The organism is Parafannyhessea umbonata, from assembly GCF_900111255.1.
Lineage (GTDB): Bacteria > Actinomycetota > Coriobacteriia > Coriobacteriales > Atopobiaceae > Olsenella_J > Olsenella_J umbonata_A.
In genome coordinates this window covers 214,412-232,376 of record NZ_FOGP01000001.1, presented here as the reverse complement: position 1 = coordinate 232,376, position 17,965 = coordinate 214,412, and the positions used below count along the sequence as shown (strand labels likewise).

16 protein-coding genes are annotated in these 17,965 nt (G+C 64.8%); 7 read left to right on the top strand and 9 right to left on the bottom strand.

All coding sequences use genetic code 11. From position 1 onward, the window contains the following. Positions 1–121: 121 nt before the first annotated feature. The 8 genes from BMY31_RS01055 to BMY31_RS01020 all read right to left on the bottom strand — a co-directional run bounded on the left by BMY31_RS01055 (position 122) and on the right by BMY31_RS01020 (position 9,446). Positions 122–862, bottom strand: coding sequence for a GntR family transcriptional regulator (locus tag BMY31_RS01055; protein WP_078686434.1), 741 nt, complete (start codon positions 860–862; stop codon positions 122–124). 59 nt (positions 863–921) lie between these two features. Next, on the bottom strand, positions 922–1,605 hold the full coding sequence (locus tag BMY31_RS01050) for a zinc dependent phospholipase C family protein (RefSeq protein ID WP_078686433.1): 684 nt from the start codon (positions 1,603–1,605) through the stop codon (positions 922–924). Positions 1,606–1,664: 59 nt separating this feature from the next. Further along, entirely contained in the window at positions 1,665–4,136 is a 2,472-nt protein-coding gene (gene pheT, locus BMY31_RS01045; protein WP_091007475.1) for a phenylalanine--tRNA ligase subunit beta, read from the bottom strand. 79 nt (positions 4,137–4,215) lie between these two features. Then, positions 4,216–5,283 carry a phenylalanine--tRNA ligase subunit alpha gene (pheS, locus tag BMY31_RS01040; RefSeq protein ID WP_078686431.1) on the bottom strand — a complete coding sequence of 356 codons (1,068 nt, stop codon included), beginning with the start codon at positions 5,281–5,283 and terminating at the stop codon, positions 4,216–4,218. A gap of 381 nt (positions 5,284–5,664) precedes the next feature. Beyond that, positions 5,665–6,522, bottom strand: coding sequence for an HAD family hydrolase (locus tag BMY31_RS01035; RefSeq protein WP_091007471.1), 858 nt, complete (start codon positions 6,520–6,522; stop codon positions 5,665–5,667). Between the two features lie 26 nt (positions 6,523–6,548). Next, positions 6,549–7,718, bottom strand: coding sequence for an N-acetylglucosamine-6-phosphate deacetylase (gene nagA / locus BMY31_RS01030; RefSeq protein ID WP_078686429.1), 1,170 nt, complete (start codon positions 7,716–7,718; stop codon positions 6,549–6,551). Between the two features lie 146 nt (positions 7,719–7,864). Continuing rightward, on the bottom strand, positions 7,865–8,320 hold the full coding sequence (locus BMY31_RS01025) for a PTS sugar transporter subunit IIA (protein ID WP_078686428.1): 456 nt from the start codon (positions 8,318–8,320) through the stop codon (positions 7,865–7,867). A gap of 181 nt (positions 8,321–8,501) precedes the next feature. Beyond that, the gene (locus tag BMY31_RS01020; RefSeq protein ID WP_078686427.1) at positions 8,502–9,446 is read right to left on the bottom strand and encodes an ROK family protein; all 945 of its coding nucleotides are present in this window, start codon (positions 9,444–9,446) and stop codon (positions 8,502–8,504) included. Positions 9,447–9,735: 289 nt separating this feature from the next. On the opposite strand from BMY31_RS01020, the gene BMY31_RS01015 reads away from it, so the two are divergent. The 3 genes from BMY31_RS01015 (at position 9,736) to mscL (ending at position 12,419) form a co-directional block, all read left to right on the top strand. Continuing rightward, on the top strand, positions 9,736–11,370 hold the full coding sequence (locus BMY31_RS01015; protein WP_078686426.1) for a carboxypeptidase M32: 1,635 nt from the start codon (positions 9,736–9,738) through the stop codon (positions 11,368–11,370). A gap of 11 nt (positions 11,371–11,381) precedes the next feature. Beyond that, the gene (dtd, locus tag BMY31_RS01010) at positions 11,382–11,852 is read left to right on the top strand and encodes a D-aminoacyl-tRNA deacylase (protein ID WP_078686425.1); all 471 of its coding nucleotides are present in this window, start codon (positions 11,382–11,384) and stop codon (positions 11,850–11,852) included. 129 nt (positions 11,853–11,981) lie between these two features. Continuing rightward, on the top strand, positions 11,982–12,419 hold the full coding sequence (gene mscL / locus BMY31_RS01005) for a large conductance mechanosensitive channel protein MscL (protein WP_078686424.1): 438 nt from the start codon (positions 11,982–11,984) through the stop codon (positions 12,417–12,419). A gap of 144 nt (positions 12,420–12,563) precedes the next feature. Here the strand turns inward: mscL and BMY31_RS01000 are convergent, their stop codons facing one another. Beyond that, positions 12,564–12,845 (bottom strand): hypothetical protein, encoded by a 282-nt coding sequence (locus BMY31_RS01000; RefSeq protein ID WP_078686423.1) that lies wholly within the window; start codon positions 12,843–12,845, stop codon positions 12,564–12,566. Between the two features lie 274 nt (positions 12,846–13,119). On the opposite strand from BMY31_RS01000, the gene BMY31_RS00995 reads away from it, so the two are divergent. The 4 genes from BMY31_RS00995 (at position 13,120) to BMY31_RS00980 (ending at position 17,916) form a co-directional block, all read left to right on the top strand. Further along, the gene (locus BMY31_RS00995) at positions 13,120–13,962 is read left to right on the top strand and encodes a spermidine synthase (protein WP_091007468.1); all 843 of its coding nucleotides are present in this window, start codon (positions 13,120–13,122) and stop codon (positions 13,960–13,962) included. A 218-nt stretch (positions 13,963–14,180) separates the two neighbouring features. Continuing rightward, the gene (locus tag BMY31_RS00990; RefSeq protein WP_078686421.1) at positions 14,181–15,155 is read left to right on the top strand and encodes an alpha/beta hydrolase; all 975 of its coding nucleotides are present in this window, start codon (positions 14,181–14,183) and stop codon (positions 15,153–15,155) included. A 1-nt stretch (position 15,156) separates the two neighbouring features. Further along, the gene (gene glpK / locus BMY31_RS00985) at positions 15,157–16,647 is read left to right on the top strand and encodes a glycerol kinase GlpK (protein ID WP_078686420.1); all 1,491 of its coding nucleotides are present in this window, start codon (positions 15,157–15,159) and stop codon (positions 16,645–16,647) included. A gap of 78 nt (positions 16,648–16,725) precedes the next feature. Continuing rightward, positions 16,726–17,916: a M20/M25/M40 family metallo-hydrolase gene (locus BMY31_RS00980; protein WP_078686419.1), complete on the top strand. Its 1,191-nt coding sequence runs from the start codon at positions 16,726–16,728 to the stop codon at positions 17,914–17,916. Positions 17,917–17,965 lie beyond the last annotated feature (49 nt).

Sequence of the window (17,965 nt, the reverse complement as noted above, 5' to 3'; positions counted from 1 at the left end):
TCCTCCGGGCGATTTTGGTGACCGAGAGCTTCCTGCGGCCGATTGTAGTGAGCGCCCACACCGCTCGGAGGGAATTACACGACGGTGTGGGCGGAATAGGTTCGGCTAAAGGCCGATGTGGCTATGCGCGACGAGTCTCGTTGGAGATGACGCAGCGGTTGGCGGGAAGCCAGACGCTACCCCACTCGAACGGCGTTCCGTCGTCGAGTCTCACCAACTGGTCAAGCTCAAGGACGGGAGCATGCTCGTCGCACTCGAGGTAGCCGCCGCGGACCTTGCCCGCGGTGCGGGCGGTGTAGACCATCTCGGAGCGACCGATCTTGTGGCGGCTTGTGCGCTCGACGGCGGCGAAGAGCGACTCGTGCTCGAAGTCGACTTTCTCGAGCCCGGGACATGCGAGCAGGTTGAGGTGGCTCTCGATGAACATGACGGCACGACGGCGCACGTAGCGCACGCGGCACAGATACAGAAAGAGACTGCCAAGCTCAATCTGGAGGTTCTCGGAGCACAGGGGCTCAGAGGGCCTGACCTCGCACTTGACGACCTTCGTGGTGTACTTGACGCCCTGCTTGCTCATGGACTCGCCAAACGAGAGTAGGTTGTTCGAGGTAGGCCGGGCCATCACGGGCTGAACGACAAAGGTGCCACGACCACGCTGCTGAACCAGCAAGCCCTCGTCCACCAGCTGGCGGATGCCCTTCTGGACGGTTCCACGCGAGAGTTGGAGCATTTCCATCAGCTCGTGCTCGGAGGGAATAGGCTCGTCGACGCCCCAATCCTTGGAGTAGATCTTCTCGCGCACAAAGTCGGAGACCTGCACGTATAGGAGCTCGCCATCAGACTTGTCGAACTTAGGAGGCATGTGGTGATCCTTCTTCTTGTCCTATTTAGGTCTGTCGAATATCGCTTATGTCTATCTAATCAGGTTAGCATTTCACCATTGGCATATTTCATTAGGTATGAAAGTACCAGAGCATTTACTTCATCAAAGGTCTGTAAGAAAAACGCGGGCGTGAGCATGTCGTAGCCCGGCTCCCACCCGATATGCCCCTCGATGTTGGCGTCTACGATGCGAGAGGCAGCCTCGACGGCACGTCCGACATCCTCCTTCTCGATGCTGTACTGGGAAAACGTCGAGCACTGCACCAGAAGCTCGCTCGTGACGGCCGGTTTGAGCGATATGTCGAGGGTCTTGCCGAACAGGTCGAAGTCTCCCTGTTTGCGAATGCGCGTGCGCTCGCCCGTCTCGATGCCCGCACGGCGGATGAACTCGTTCGTGTGATCGTTGTACACGCAGTCCGCGATGAGGTGGCAGAACGCACCCAGACAGACGTCGCTCACGCGACCCTCGGCCTCATAGTCGCTCTGGCAGTAGCGCTTCCAGAAGAGTCGGTAGTCCGGCAGGGGTATGAAGTCGGCGTCCGCAAGGTGCGTGAAGTTGTAGGACAGAACCTTGCTGATGGGGCTGACCATATAGCCCACGTAGACGTCAGGGGCAAGGTTGCCGAACAAGAACGCATTGGGGTCGAGAATGCCCAGGTGCGAGGGCTTTCCAAGTCCCAAGACGTATTCGACGTGCGCGGTGTGTATGTTCCAACTCGGCATAGCGCTTCCATCCAAGAAAAGCGGGGCGCGACCGCGCCCCGCAAGGGTAATCGAGCAAATTAGCTGCGAACTTCTCCGCCCGTGGACTTCATGACCTTCGTCACGAGCTTGTTATGGGCCTTGTCGACCTCCTCGGAGGTGAGGGTGTGGTCGGCGGCTCGATAGGTGAGCGAGAAGGCCATGGACTTCTTGCCCTTGCCCACACGAACCGGGTCGCGATAGACGTCGAAGAGCTGGACGTCAGAGAGGAGCTTGCCGCCTGCGCTCTTGATGCGCTGCGTGACCTGCTCAAACGACATGTCCTCGCCGACGACGAGCGCGAGGTCGATCGAGACACCCGGCAGCGTCGGAACGTCCTCGTAGGGAAGCTCGCGCTTGGCCAGGCGCAGGAGCGCCTTGACGGAGAGCTCGAAGGCGATGACGGGAACGTCGATGTCGAAGTTCTTGAGGCTCATCGGGTGGATGTTGCCGACCCATCCCAACAGCTCGCCCTGGGCGATGACCTCGGCGGCACGGCCAGGCTGCAGCCAACCGTACTTCCCAGGATCAGCCACCTTGAAGCGGACCTTAGTAATGCGCAGCGCCTCGAGCAGGTTCTCGACGATGCCCTTGGCATCAAAGAAGTCCAGATTGGGGTACTTCCTGTTCCACTGGTCGTCGTTCCACGCACCGCACATGACGCCGGCGACGAAGCTGGGCTCCTCGGGCTGGCTCTTATGCTCGGAGCCAAAGAAGACGCGGCCGATCTCGTAGAGGTGAACGTTGCTCACACCATGGTCCAGGTTGTAGGCGACCGAGCGGAGAAGGCCGGGAATCATGTCGCGGCGCATCTCGGACTGGTCGGCAACAAGCGGGCGCATGATCTTGACGGGGACGCCACGCCCCTCCTCGCTCATGCCAAGCATCTCGAGGTCGCGCGGGTCGGCGAAGTTGTACGTCGAGGTCTCGGAGAGGCCGCTGGAGCGAAGGACGCGACCGATCTTGCGCAGGCGCTGCTGCTCGACGGTGAGGCCGCCGGCGTGGTTGCGGGCAGCGGGAAGCGTGGGCTCAACGTCACCCTCGCCCCAAAGGCGCAGGACCTCCTCGACCAGGTCGATCTCGCGCGTGAGGTCGGGACGGTTGGTGGGAGCGACGACCTGCATCGCAGAATGCTCATCCGCGCCGCGCATGACCGTGCAGCCGAGGCGCTCGAGGCGACGTGCCATGAACCCGGTCTCGATGGGCGCGCCGCAGAGCGTGCGGACGCGATCAGGACGCAGCTCAATCTGGGGCGCGGCGACGGGAGCGGGATACTCGTCGACCATGCCCTCACAGACCTGGGCACCGCAGCACTGCTCGAAGAGGGCGGCAGCGATGTCCGAGACGAGCGCGCACTTCTCGCCGTCAACCTGGCGCTCGAAGCGAATAGAGGCCTCGCTCATGAGGTCGAGGTTGCGGCTCGCGCGCGAGACGTGGCCGCTGTCGAAGACGGCGCTCTCCAGGAGAACGTCAACGGTGTCCTCGTCGATGTCGGAGTTCAGGCCGCCCATGACGCCGGCGAGCGCCACGGGGGCGTTGCCGTCGTCGGTGATGACGACCATGTCGGACGTGAGCTCGCGCTCCTGCTCGTCCAGGGTGGTGAGCCTTTCGCCGTCCTTGGCCGCGCGAACGACGATGTGGCGCTTGCCGTCGCGCTCGGCAAGCTTGCCCAGGTCAAAGGCGTGCAGCGGCTGGCCGGTCAGGAACATGACGTAGTTGGTCACGTCCACGACGTTGTTGATGGGACGTGCACCGGCGGCGATCACACGACGGGCGAGCCACTCGGGGCTGGGACCGATCTTGACGTTGCGGACGACGCGTGCGGTGTAGCGCCCGCAGAGCTCGGGGTCGTCGATCTTGACATCCACGAGGTCGGCCGTGCGACCGAAGTCAGCGCTCTCGTTCTGGATGGAGGGCAGGTCCATGTGGGTGTCCTCGTCGAGCATAGCCGAGACCTCGACCGCCATGCCGCACATCGAGAGGCAGTCTGGGCGGTTGGGCGTGATCTCGCAGTCGATGACCGTGTCGCTCATGCCCTTCCACTCGATGAAGTCCAGGCCGACGGGCGTGTCGGCGGGGAGAATCATGATGCCGGAGTGGTCGGAGTCCATGCCCAGCTCGCGGGAGGAGCAGTTCATGCCATAGGACTCGACGCCGCGGAGCTTGCCCTTCTTGATCTTGACATCACCGGGCAGCGTGGCACCGACCAGGGCCGTGACCGTCTTGTCGCCCTTCTCGAAGTTCTGGGCGCCACAGACGACCTGCACGGGGACAGGGTTGCCGTTCTCGTCCACGTTACGCATGCCCACGTCCATTTTGCAGACGAACATGTGGTCGGAGTCGGGATGGGGGACCTTCTCGACGACCTGGGAGGTAACGACGTTGGTGATGTCTGCGCCCACGCGCTCGACAGCCTCGACCTCGGTGCCGGTGCGGACGAACTCTCTCACGAGGTCCTGGGGATCCTCGGGCACGTCGACCATGGACTTGAGCCATTCATAGGAGACTCGCATTGTTCTTGCCTTTCTCGGCGGACGCCCCTCTGGGCGAGAAGTGCCGCGCTCTCGTTGGTGGATTCGCCTGGGACGCGCCTTAGAACTGCTTGAGGAAGCGCATGTCGCCCGTCATGAGCATGCGGAGGTCGGGCAGGTCGTAGCGGAGTGCCGCGACGCGCTCGACGCCGATGCCAAAGGCGAAGCCGGAGTACTTCTCGGGATCGATGCCCACGTACTTGAAGACGTTGGGGTCGACCATGCCGCAGCCCAGGATCTCGAGCCAGCCGGTGTTCTTGCAGAAGCGGCAGCCCTTGCCGTGGCAGACGCCGCATGAGACGTCGACTTCGCAGGAGGGCTCGGTAAACGGGAAGAAGTGCGGGCGGTATCGCGTCGCACGGTCCTTGCCGAAGATCTCGCGGCAGAAGTAGTCGAGGGTGCCCTTCAGGTCGCCGAAGGTGATGCCCTCGTCGACGACGAGGCCCTCGACCTGCGTGAACTGGGGAAGGTGGTTGGCGTCGGCCGTGTCGGGACGGAACACGGTGCCCGGGCAGATCATGTAGATGGGGGGCTTCTTCTCCTCCATCACGTGAACCTGGACGCCGGAGGTCTGCGTGCGCAGCAGGACGTCGGACTCGCCCAGGACGTGGCTCTCCTTACCCTCGGGCGCGTTGTCGACGACGTAGAAGGTGTCCTTGGCAGAGCGGCTGGGGTGATCCTCAGGAGCGTTAAGCGCCGTGAAGTTGTAGTAGGTGGTCTCGACGTAGGGACCGTCCTCGACGGTGTAGCCCATGCCGGCGAAGATGTCCTCGATCTCCTCGCGGATGGAGTTGATCAGGTGCTCGGTGCCCGGGGTCAGGCGGCGGCCCGGCAGGGTGATGTCCGCGGCCTCCGCGGAGATGCGCGCGTCCATGGCCTTCTTCGCAAGCTCGACCTTGGCCTTCTTGATGGCACTGTCCACGTTGGCGCGGACCGTGTTGGCCAGCTGGCCCATGGCGGGGCGCTCCTCGGGGGGAACCTTGCCCATCATGTGCATGATCGCGGTGAGCGAGCCCTTCTTGCCCAGCGCGGCGACGCGGATCTTCTCCAGGTCGTCAAGAGAGTGCGCATCGGCCAGGGCCTTCTGCACCTGTTCCTGAATGGCATTCAGGTCATCGGACATTGCCATTGATAAACCCCTTTCAAAAACAAAAAACGCCCTCGAGCACATTGCCCAAGGACGGATTATCCGCGGTACCACCTTGCTTGGTGTTCACGTTGTCTCTCGCGAGCACCCACTCGTTAATCCCCGTTCCGTGGGGCATACGGCTTCCCTACTGGCCCCGAGGGACGTTAAGGTCGCGGCTGCTGGAGTGAACTCTGGCCGTCAGCCTTCGCAGGAGCCTCTCAGCCGGTGGGCTCCCTCTCTGTTCAAAGGCGACGCGACGTCCAGACCTCTCCGTCATTGCCTGGTTGCAAAGGATAGCACAGCCCACTTTCGCAGGCGAGAAGAACGTGCGCGCGCACGCCGAGCCCATAACCAGAAGCGCAAGACCCTCTCGCCCAGGCACTACTCGTTGAAGGGCCACTCTTCCCTGGCAAGCGCCTCGATCGCGTCCGCGACGCTGTCCTCCTCGCAGGGCCCGATGTGCCAGCGAGCCGCACGGGCCGCCTCCGGGGTCGCGTTGGCCACCGCAACGGAGTTCTCGACGAGCTCGAACATGCTCAGGTCGTTGCCCGCGTCGCCGAAGACCACCACCTCGTCGAGGCCGATGCCCAGCTCCCGGGCGAGCAGCTCGACGCCCGAGGCCTTGTTCCAGCCGGCGGGCATCACGTTCAGGAAACCCGGCTGCGGGACGTCGAAGTCGAGGCCAGGCACCTCGCGGCCAAGGCGCTCAGCCAGCGCGGAGGTGTCCTCCAAGGGCGCTGGGGCCAGCGCCCCGTCCTTTCCCTCACAGGCCAGAAAGACGTTCGCCTTGCCCACGAGCCGGTCCAAAAGGCCAAGGGCACCTCCGTCGCCCGCACGCTCGCAGACCGCGGCATAGGCCGGATACGAAGCCGTCAGGTCCTCGATGCACCCCTCGGCCAGCACGGGCGTCGAGCCCTCGAAGCGCAGAAGGCCAGCATGCGCACAGCCGCGCACGACGTCGACAACGGGGGCAAGAAGCGCCGACATATCGGCTTGCCTCAGCTTGCGCCCATCAAGAAACACCTGGTTGCCGTTGGTGGCGACGCAGGTCCTGATACAGACCTCGTCACCCGCGAAGAAAGGCGGAATCCACTCGACTCCGCGACCAGAGGCCACGCCGCAGGCGATGCCGGCCTCCTGAGCCAGGTGAAACGCGCGAACCGTGCGCTCGGACACGCGCTTGTCGCCCCAGGGTAGGATCGTCCTGTCAATGTCGCTCAGGATGAGCCTCACGCCCATTGCCCCACTCCCCTTTCGGTCCAGCGCTAGCGAACGAGCCTGCCATCCAGGTAGGTCTCCTGGACGCTCAGGTCCTGCGTCAACACGTTAAAGTCGGCGGCACGGCCGGGCAGCATCTGTCCGCACACGTCGTCGATGCCGGCGGAGCGTGCGGGCACCTCGGTAGCCATGCGGATGGCCTGCTCCGGGGTCACGATGCCCCACTCGACCAGGTTGCGAACCTCCTGCGCGAGGGTCGCCGAGGAACCGGCGATGTTGCCCAGCGAGCCGTCCTTCTGCACCAGGCGCGCAATGCCGCCCTGCAGGCGCACGGGAAAGTCGCCCAGCGTGTAGTCGCCGTCGGGCATGCCGCCGCACCTGAGGCAGTCGGAGATGACGCACACGTGCTCCCAGCCCTTGGCGCGAACGAGCGCGTCGATGGCGGCCGGCGTCACGTGCATGCCGTCGCAGATGAGCTCGGCGTAGGTCCCCCTGCTGATCATCGCGGCGGTCACCAGACCGGGCTCGCGATGGTGGTGTCCGCTCATGCCGTTGTAGACGTGGACGAACAGAGAGGCGCCCGCGGCGACGGCCGCGAGACCCTCTTCACAGGTGGCGGAGGAATGGCCCAGGGCGACCGCGACGCCCATGGCCTTGAGCGAGGCGCAGTAGCGCTCGGAGCCCGCGCGCTCGGGGGCGATGGCGCTCTTGCAGATCAGACCGTGCGCCGCCTCCTGCCAGGAGCAAAGCAGTTCGACCGAGGGGTCGCACATGTTGTCGGGGTTCTGTGCGCCGGCATGCTCGGCGGTAAAGAACGGCCCCTCGAGGTAGATGCCCTCGATGCGAGCGCCCGGAAAGTCCTCCCCGCGGCGCTCGGCGGCCTCAGACACGCTCGCGCAAGCGGACTCGATCTGCCCCGCCGGCTGCGTGAGCGTAGTGGGAACCCAGGACGTGGTGCCCTTCTTCGCGAGCGCGAGCGACGCCTCGTCGATGCCGTCGGGGTCGCAGTCCATCACGTCGCGGTCAACGAAGCCGTGGATGTGCGTGTCCACGTAGCCGGGTGCGACCCACGAGCCCGTGCGGTCGACGATCTCGTAGCCAGCCGGCGCCTCGGCCGTCCAGGCACCAAAGGTCCCGTCGTGAACGCTAAGGTAGCCGGCGCCGCGCAGCACGCCGGGAAGAACGAACCTGTCCGCCTTGATGGCAAAGTCTGACATGAGAGCCCCTTTCGCTTTTTTCTCCAGTGTAGGCCAAGGGCAGGGCGCGACCGCGTGCAGGCACGCATCGGGCGACCACGCGGCCAAAAAAGGAGCCTGGCACCAAACTGGCGCCAGGCTCCACGAGCACGTCATATGACGCTCGACTACTTCTCGAAGCCAGCGTTGATGACATCGGCGATGGTCGCCTCGTCGGAAGCATCGAGAACGGAGCTGCGGAAGCCCTCGTCCATCAGCATGACTGCGACCTTGGAGAGCAGCTGCAGGTGCGTAGCTGCGCCCTCGGCGTTGGGGACGAGGAGCGCGATGGCGACCTTGATGGGCTTCTTGTCCATGGTCTCCCACTCGACGTCGCCGGCGAACTTGACGACCATGACGGCAACCTTGCTGAAGTTGTCGAGCTTGGCGTGAGGAATGGCGAAGCCCTCCATCATGCCCGTGGTGCCCTCGTTCTCACGAGCCTTGAGTGCGTCGAGCACTGCCTGCGCGTCACTGGCAAAGCCCAGCTCGACGGCCTTCTGGGAGATGAACTCCAGGGCCTCGTCGACGGTCTTTGCGGGGTTGTCCAGATAAACGTGGGATGCCTCGAGAATCTCGCTCATTCGCACTCCTTGATTGAATTGCACTACCAAACGCCCTCTATTTTATCGAGGTCACCAACTGCGGCAATACGAGATAGAAAAACAACAACGCTTGAAACACTGATGTGCACGCATCAGTGGTCATTTGCATGCGAGAAGTGCATTCCCCCGCGAGCCGGCGACAGCGCCGTGGTCCCTTGCGCTACTCGGTCGCCTCCTGAAGGGCGGCGTAGGCCACGCCGTACATGCCAGCCTCGTTGCCCAGCTTGCAGGCCACAATAGGAGTCTGGGCACACGGGGCGATGCAGTACTTCTTGTATGCCTCGTGAAGGTCATCGCAGAACAGGTCGAAGCCTCCGGCCACGCCACCGCCAATCAGGTAGCAGGAGGGGTCGACGATGCTGCTGATCTGGGCGAGGGCAAAGCCCAGCCTGTCGCTCATGGTCTTGATCGCGGCCGCAGCGGCCTCGTCTCCCTCGCGGCATGCCTTGAACACGGTAAGCGTGTCCGTCGCGTGCTCGACCTTGGCGCCCTCGACGCCGCGGGCCGCACACTCCCTCTGGTACAGCCTGACGATGCCCGTCGCGGAGGCATACTGCTCCAGGCAGCCGCGGCGACCGCAGCCGCAGACGAGCTCCTCGTCCTCGCAGACGGTGATGTGGCCGATCTCGCCACCGGCTCCGACCGAGCCAGACACGAGCTTTCCACCCGCAACGACGCCGCCGCCCACGCCCGTGCCGAGCGTGACCATGACGAAGCTGTCCTTCCCCATCGCCGAGCCTCGCCAAAGCTCGCCCAAGGCCGCGGCGTTCGCGTCGTTCACGAAGGCGAGCGCGGCGTTGGTGAAGGTGGACCTGATTGCGTCCTGAAGCCCGTCGGCGTCGAGCGAGATGTTGACCAGCATGCCGACCTTGCCTTGGTCGTCCACGGGACCGGGCACGTCAAGGCCCACGGCGATGACGTCCTCGCAGGCAAAGCCGCGAGACTGGATGAGTTCCGTAAGCCCGTCGTTCACCCGGGCAAACGTCTTGGGGTCCGCAAGGTCGCCCGTCGGAATCTTCTTGACGTCTAGCAGCTCTCCCTCAGTCGTGAACACGCCAGCCTTGATGCTCGTGCCGCCAACGTCGATGCCCAACACGCAACCCATGAGATCCCCTTCCATCCAAAACGACTGTAACGCTCAAGCCGTTACAGTATCGCTCAATCGTCAGGGTTGCGGGACACGCTTATCGCAATTGGTCGGACTTGAAACAAAGTCGGTCATCCCCGTGGCCAGGCGTCACAAGCGAGCGGTTCCAGCAAGAAGTGCCAACGGCGGCCAATTGTGCCGTACGTCTGGATGCCCGCGCGCCTGGGGGCCAAGCGTGCGATGGTCGGCTCAAACACCGCTAGACTAGGTCGTGAATGATAACCCGCGACACAACGAGGAGTCTTACATGGCCGAAGACAACGTCACCCCCGAGGGCACGACGGGCGCCGCAGGCGCCGTCCCCTCTTTTCTTGCCCAGGCAGCTGGTCAGCAGCAGCTTCCCGGCACGCCTTCTCGTCCCGCGCCCGCTGCGCTCGGCAATCCCAGACAGGACATCGCAGCCCTCGACAACCTGGAGCGCCACCTGTTCGCCCACCGCTACGCCGAGATCGGCCTCTCGTGCTACGGTCCCTCGATCGACCCCGAGGCGGCGACCCCCGACCGCGGAGAGGCCATGGCGATCCTCGAGGAGGAGGACAAGGCGCTTCTCTGCTCCGAGGAGACCGGCAACCTGCTCGAGCGTCTCTCGACGATGGACGACCTCCTGACGGACACACAAATCGCCCAGGTCAAGATCCTCAAGCGCGACCGCTCGCAGCTGGTCGACGTGCCTGCCGAGATGACGAGCGAGTTCACGCGCCTCACCACCGAGTCCGACGCCGTCTGGCGCAAGGCCAAGGCCGATAACGACTGGAAGAGCTTCGAGCCCTACCTCGACCGCATCGTCAGCCAGATGACCAAGATCGCCAACTTCAGGAACCCGCACGCAGACCCCTACGACGTGTGGCTCGACGACTTCGAGCACGGCACCGATCGCGCGTTCTACAACAACTTCTTCAATCAGGTTAAGGACACCGTCGTCCCCCTGCTCGCCAAGATCCAGCAGAAGGGCTGGCAGCCCGACCACTCCGTCGTCGAGGGCCGCTTCGACGTCGCCCGCCAGTGGGAGCTCGCCCATGACCTGATGGACCTCGAGGGGCTCGACCGCAAGACCATGTTCCTCACCAGCACCGAGCACCCCTACTCCGACGCCCTCACCACCAACTACGCCATCATCGCGGCCCATGTGTTCGAGGACGACGTGACCTCAAACGTGTTCACCATGCTCCACGAGGGCGGCCATGCCCTCTACGAGCTCGGCGTCGACCCCAGCTTCAACTACACCTCGCTCAAGGGTGGCACCTCCTCGGGCATGCACGAGGCGCAGTCGCGCTTCTTCGAGAACTACGTCGGCCGCAGTCGCGCATTCGCCCCGCACCTGCTGGGCGCCATGGCCAACCACTTCCGCGGTCAGCTCGGTCGCGTCACCGCCAACCAGTTCTACCAGGCCATCAACCGCGTCGAGGGGTCGCTCGTCCGCGTCGACGCCGACGAGCTCACCTACCCGCTGCACATCCTCATCCGCTACGAGATCGAGCAGATGCTCTTCTCGGGTCAGTGCAAGGCGGCCGACGTTCCCCAGATCTGGAACGAGAAGTACGAGTCCTACCTGGGCGTGAAGGTTCCCGACGACGCGCACGGCGCCCTGCAGGACACCCACTGGGCAGACGGCCTGTTCGGCTACTTCCCCACCTACGCGCTCGGCGGCGCCTTCGGCGCGCAGCTCAGGCACCAGATGATCGCCGAGGGCATGGACTGGGACGCAACGCTGGCCTCCGGCGACCTCTCCCCCATCCGCGAGTGGCTGCGCAGCCGCATCTGGCACTACGGTCGCTCCCTTGACGCGCCCGAGCTGATGGAGAAGGCCTGCGGCGAGCCCTTCTCGCCCTCCTACTACACCGAGTACCTGACGCAGAAGTTCTCTGCACTCTACAACCTGTAGGAGGCAGGTCCATGCGAGCCTGCATACAGCGCGTGTCAGACGCGAAGGTGACCATAGGCGGCAAAGTCGCAGGCAGCTGCGGCCAAGGCTTCGTCGTGCTTCTGGGGGTCGGCCCGCAGGACACGTCCGAACTCGCTCAGCTCCTGTGGAGCAAGATCTTCGGCCTACGCGTCTTCGACGACGGTGAGGGCAAGATGAACCTCTCGCTCGGTCAGGTCGACGGAGAGGTGCTGGTCATCAGCCAGTTCACGCTCTACGCAGACTGTCGCCGCGGACGTCGCCCCTCCTTCGTGGATGCCGCGGGACCCGAGCTTGGCAACGAGCTCTACGAGCGGTTCTGCAGCCTCGCCGAGAAGGACGTGCGCCACGTGGGTCGTGGCCGCTTCGGTGCAGACATGCAGGTCTCTCTCACGAACGACGGCCCCGTCACCATCTGGCTCGATACCGACGAACTCACGAGGCCCCGCCACCAGAGCTCCTAGTCACCGGCACCGGGCCCAAGATAGCACGCATACCGCCCCGTCGCTGACGATTGTCATACGTCGTCAGCGACGGGGCGTCGTTTTGCGATAGCATCACGGTGTGCCAAGTGCGTCTGAAGGGAGCCTGCCTTGAAAAAGTTCGCATCTGAGTTCAAAGAGTTCGTCCTGCGCGGCAACGTGATGGACATGGCCGTCGGCGTCATCATCGGCGGTGCCTTCACAGCCATAGTCACCTCGCTGACCGACAACATCATCAACCCGTTCATCACCCTGATCACGGGCGGCGGCACCGAGGTCTCGGGTCTGGTCGTTCCGGGAACCTCCATCGACTTCGGTGCCTTCATCAGCGCGATCATTAACTTCCTGATTGTCGCCCTCATCGTGTTCATGCTGGTCAAGAGCGTCAACAAACTTGAGGAGACCACGGCGAAGCTGACCGGCCACCAGCAGGAGGAGGCTGCTCCCGTGCCCATCTGCCCGCACTGCCTTGAGGTCGTGAAGGAGGGCGCTACCCGTTGCCCCCACTGCGGCGGCGAGATTCCCGGAGGCGCAAAGGGCTCCAAGTAGAGGCCCGTCGCGGGGTCGCGCATGCGACCGTGACGCAAGAAGATGCGGGCGGCCCGAGACCACGGTCTCGGGCCGCCCGCTCATGTTATCTGCCGCGCAAGGTCGGACGTGGGGGGGCAAGGCGAACCCCGCCGGCGCGAGAGGCTATAGCATCCCCCAGCGCTTCTTGCGACCGGGTTCGTCCACGGTCCCCTGGGTCGGCCTCAGGAAGCGTTTGCAGATGTTGTCGGTCCTCAGGTACTCGGCCCCGTACGGATCGACCACCGGGACGAGCTTGGAGGGGTGGTCGGCAAAGCGCCTTTCGGGATCCTTGGTCAAGTGCGGGTCGGCAAGCGTGTAGCCTCGGCTGCAGGACCCCTGGTACTTGCCATACTCCTCGTTGAACGAGAACGAACCGTACAGGCAATCGGTGCAGTGAAGTCCCATATCGCGTCCTCTCCGTGGCAGCGCCACTGTACTCGGCAGGCAACGTCCGGGGCCCATTCTAGGGCCGCGCAAGGCGCGGGGCGATCGGGCCCCGCGCGTCCATATTCGCACGCAGGGGCGGCCCACGGCCGCACAATGCCGCAGGAAGCTTGCCTTTTTTCGCGAGCGGGGCGCAGGCCGGGGCCCTTAAGCACAGGACGCCACGCGCACGAGCGGGCCGACGCCCCGGCGTTCGGATACGATAGTCCCACGTACGAAAGAAGGAGAGAAGGACATGCCCATCGCGCTCGAGTGGCTCTTTTCGTGGCTACGCCGCTGCGAATCCCCCAAGAGCGAGGTGCTCTGCGAGCGCCCCGCGTTGTTCGGGACCGTCCGCGTGCTGGCGACGCAGGACCCCGACGGGCTGCCCCTGCGCGTCCTGGACGTCGACGGAACCTGGCAGAGCGCGACCTATCTCGACGAGGGATGGAGCGAACTGGCCTTCCCCTACCACCGCGCCTACGAATGCGCCTTCATGCAGAGGCCACAGGCGTCCAGGATCCTGGTACTGGGCGGCGGGGGCTATGCCTACCCCAAGCACCTCCTCACGCACCACGGCGGCCTTTCGGTCGACGTGGTGGAGATCGATCCCAGGATGACCGAACTCGCGCGCGAGTGGTTCTTCCTCGACCGAGCCGAGCGCCTGGCCGCCCAGGACCCCGATGCGTCCCTTCGCATCCATCACCTGGACGCGCGGGCATTTCTCGACAGCCCCAAGAAAAAAGATCGCTACGACCTCATCTTCAACGACTGCTTCGCTCACGAGAAGCCGCTCATGACCCTCACCACGGTCGAGGGCGCGCGGGAGCTGCGGGCGAACCTGACCGACGACGGCATCTACCTGACGAACGTCGTCTCGGCCCTCAGCGGCTCGCACTCCCAGCTCATTCGGGACGTCTGCGCCGCGCTCCGGACCCAGTTCGAGAACGTGCTCGTGCTCCCCATGGCCCCGGACGAGCCGCACGCCATCGACAACAACGTGGTAATCGCCTCGGACGGCCCGCTTTCGGCTGAGGGGGCCACGCCCCTCTCGCCCACCCCAAGAGGAAGGGCCCTCACGGACGTGCAGGTCCTCTAGGCGGGCGTGGCGTAGCTTGGCGGGCGTGTCATAGGCGAACCACCGATGCAGGCAAACACCGTCGCGGGTGAGCAGGGCGCACAAGGCCTCGCCGTACGGCGAATCATAGGAGCGGCTCGCCAAATGCGCCGCGGGCACGGGTTCGCGACCGCATATACTACGTAAACTGTAGCAACCTCACGCGACGAAACGCACCCCAAATGCAGGAGGATCTTGCCATGCCCCAGGACAACTACGGCGAACCGCAGCGCTTCGGCCTGAAGTACGACTCGGCAGACGGAAGCTCCACCATCCGAGGGTCCATTTGGTGGACGGAGGACCCCCTCAAGACCACGGTGGCCCCAAGGGCCGTGGTCCAGCTGGTGCACGGCATGTGCGAGCACATAGAGCGCTACGACGACTTCGCACGATTCCTGGTGGGTAGAGGCTTTCTCGTCTGCGGCCACAACCACATCGGCCACGGCTCGAGTGTCGCACGCGAGCGCAGGGGCTGCATCCCTCCCTACGGTCGTCAGGCCATCGTCGAGGACGTCGAGCGCCTGCGCCGGCTCGTCACGCCGCATGTCCAGAACGGCACGCCCTACTTTGTGTTCGGCCACTCCATGGGAAGCTACGTCGTTCGCAACTACATCGCCGACTACGGCAGGGGCCTCGCGGGAGCGATCCTGTGTGGCACGGGATTCGTGCCCGTGGCCACCTCCGCCGCCGGCCGCACCCTCGCGCGCGCCATCTGCCGCACCCGCGGCGCAGACCACAAGAGCGCGCTGCTGCATGGTCTTGTCGACGGGGCGTTCTCGAAGGCGGTCAAGGACGCTAAGACCCCCTACGACTGGATCTCGTACAACCGCGAGAACATCGAGCGCTACCTTGCCGACGAGGACTGCGGGTTCATGTTTTCCGCGGGCGGCTACGCCATGATGCTCGACCTCACGGCGACCACCTGCTCGCCCGCCTGCGCCCAGCGTGTCCCGCACGAGCTGCCCCTGCTGTTCGTCTCGGGTGCCGAGGACCCCGTAGGCGACAACGGAGACGGCGTGACGGCCGCCGCCGACCTCGCAAAGAGCGCCGGGTCGACAGACGTCAGCTGCAAGCTCTACCCCGGCATGCGACACGAGATTCTGAACGAGAAGAGCAACGACGTGGTCTACGAGGACATCCTCGAGTGGGTCGAGTCCCGCATCGGAAAGGACTAGCATGGCCGAGCGCTACGTCATCGCCCTCGACCAGGGAACCACCTCGTCGAGGGCGGTCCTCATCGACAGGACGGGCGCCATGGTCGACTGCGTCCAGAGGACGTTCGAGCAAATCTATCCTCAGCCGGGATGGGTCGAGCACAACCCGCACGAGATCCTGCTCTCCCAGCTGGGCGCGTTGACCGAGCTCATTAACAGGCACGGTCTCTCTCGAGAGAACGTGGCCGCCATCGGAATCGACAACCAGCGCGAGACGACCATCGTGTGGGACCCCGCCACCGGAGAGCCTATCGCAAACGCCATCGTGTGGCAGTGCCGCCGAACGGCCCAGATGGTCGACGAGCTCTGCGGCTCCGAGGACGTCAGACGCATGGTCCGGCAGAAGACCGGGCTCCTGCCTGACGCGTACTTCTCGGCTAGCAAAATAAAGTGGCTGCTGGACAACGTCGAGGGCGCCCGCGAGCGCGCCGAGGCGGGAGAGCTGCTCTTTGGCACCGTCGACACCTGGCTGGTATGGGTGCTCACAGGCGGACTTGTCCACGCGACCGACCGCACCAACGCTAGTCGCACGATGCTCTACGACATCCATGAGTGCCGCTGGGACCCGGAGCTTCTGGAGCTCTTCGGCGTGCCGACGGAGATGCTGCCCGAGGTACGGCCCTCGGCTTCGCCCTTTGGCGAGACGAGCTACCCCGGCATTCCCGCAGGCATTCCCATCTGCGGCGTGGCCGGAGACCAGCAGGCCGCCCTCTTCGGGCAGTGCTGCTTCGAGGCCGGCCAGGCCAAGAGCACCTACGGCACGGGCTGCTTCCTGCTCATGCACACGGGGGCGACCGCCGCCACCTCGCGCAACAACCTCGTGACCACGATCGTCGCCTCCCCACCCTCGGTGAGTGAGGTAGAGTACGCCTTCGAGGGGAGCGTCTTCGTCGCGGGCGCCCTCATACAGTGGCTGCGCGACGAGCTCCACCTAATTCGCAGCGTCCAGGAGACGGAGTTTCTGGCGAAGAGCGTGCCGGACACGGGTGGCGTCTACATCGTCCCCGCGTTCACCGGGCTGGGCGCGCCCTGGTGGCAGCCGGACGCGCGCGGGCTCATCTGCGGTCTCACGCGCGGCACCACCCCCGCCCACATAGCGCGCGCTGCGCTCGAAGCGCTCGCCTACCAGACCTGCGACTTGGCGCGCGCCATGGAGTACGACGCCGGGGTTGCCCTGAAGACGCTCAACGTGGACGGCGGCGCATCGCAGAACGACTTCCTCATGCAGTTCCAGGCAGACGTCCTCCAAACGCGCATACGGCGCCCGCAGAACATCGAGACGACGTCGCTGGGCGCGGCCTACCTGGCGGGACTCGCGAGCGGGTTCTGGTCCGGAACGGACGAGCTTCGCTCTCTGCGGTCGACAGACGACGTGTTCGGGCCGAACATGGACCAGGCACGAGCCGACGAGCTCCTGGCGGGCTGGAGGACGGCGGTCGGGCGCGCCCTCTAGCCGCACTCTCCGCGAGGTCACAGACATGCCGGTCGGCAAACGAGTAGGCTGTCTGTGGGCAATCTCGTGGAGGGAAACATGGACAGCACGATAACAGAGACAATACGAACGTACGCACGCGCCGCACAGCAGGGCGAGAAGGACCTCCTTCGCACGCTCGCGACCATTCCGGCGCCATCGGGACACGAGCAGGAAAGGGCGAGCCTCGTCGCAAGCTGGCTTCGCGAGGAGGGAGCGCGCGAGGTCGAGATAGACCATGCGAGCAACGTGATCTGCCACCTCGCGCCCAAGGGCGCGACGCCGGACCTACGACCGCTCGTGGTGTTTGCCGCCCACATGGACGTAGTCTTTCCCGACGTCGACGCGCTGCCCGTGCGCGAGGAAGGCGGACGCATGTACGCCCCGGGCGTCGGCGACGACACCGCCAACCTTGCGGGACTTCTTATGGCGACCAAGCTGCTGCTTCAGGACGAGGCAGCCCTCGAGCGCGCCACCAAGGGTCACGACCTCCTGATAGTCGCGAACTCCTGCGAGGAGGGCCTCGGGAACCTCGCCGGGACGCGCGCGCTCTTCGAGCGCTACGCCGAACGCATCGAGCGCTTCTACTCCTTCGACCTGTACCTTCCGCAGTGCATCAGCGAGGCGGTGGGTTCGGAGCGCTACGAGGTCGAGGCCCACTGCCAGGGCGGCCACTCCTACCACGACTTCGGCCGACCCAACGCCATCGTCGAGCTCAGCGGACTCGTTCAGGAGCTCTACGAGACCATGCCGCGCGAGGGCTCCGACGGCACCCCCATCACGATCAACGCGGGAACCATCGAGGGCGGGACGAGCGTGAACTCCATCGCCTCAAGGGCACGGTTGCGCTTCGAGTTCCGCTCGACGTCAGCCCTCGCCCTCAAGGAGGCGCGCTCCCACTTCGCAGGCGTGGTGTCGCGCAGAGGCGAGGCCCTGTCCCACGCAGACGACGCCCCCGAGGCGGGGCTGCGCGTAAGCACCCTGGGCATCCGCCCCGGCACCGGCGATGTCGACCAGGAGGAGCTCGGTCGCATGAGCGAGGCGACCGAGCGCATCATCCGCGAGGTCACCGGCGAGGAGCCCGACCCCTCGCCCGCCTCGACCGACGCGAACATCCCACTGTCCCTGGGTATCCCCGCAAACACCGTCGGCACGGTTCGCGGAGCCCTTCTACATACGCGCGACGAATGGGTGGACCTGGCCAGCCTCGAGGATGGGCTGCGGGTCATCCTGGGCCTTATGCTGCAATAACGGAAGCGAATTAGGCTTTTATCGACAGTTAGCGTATTATTCTGCGTTG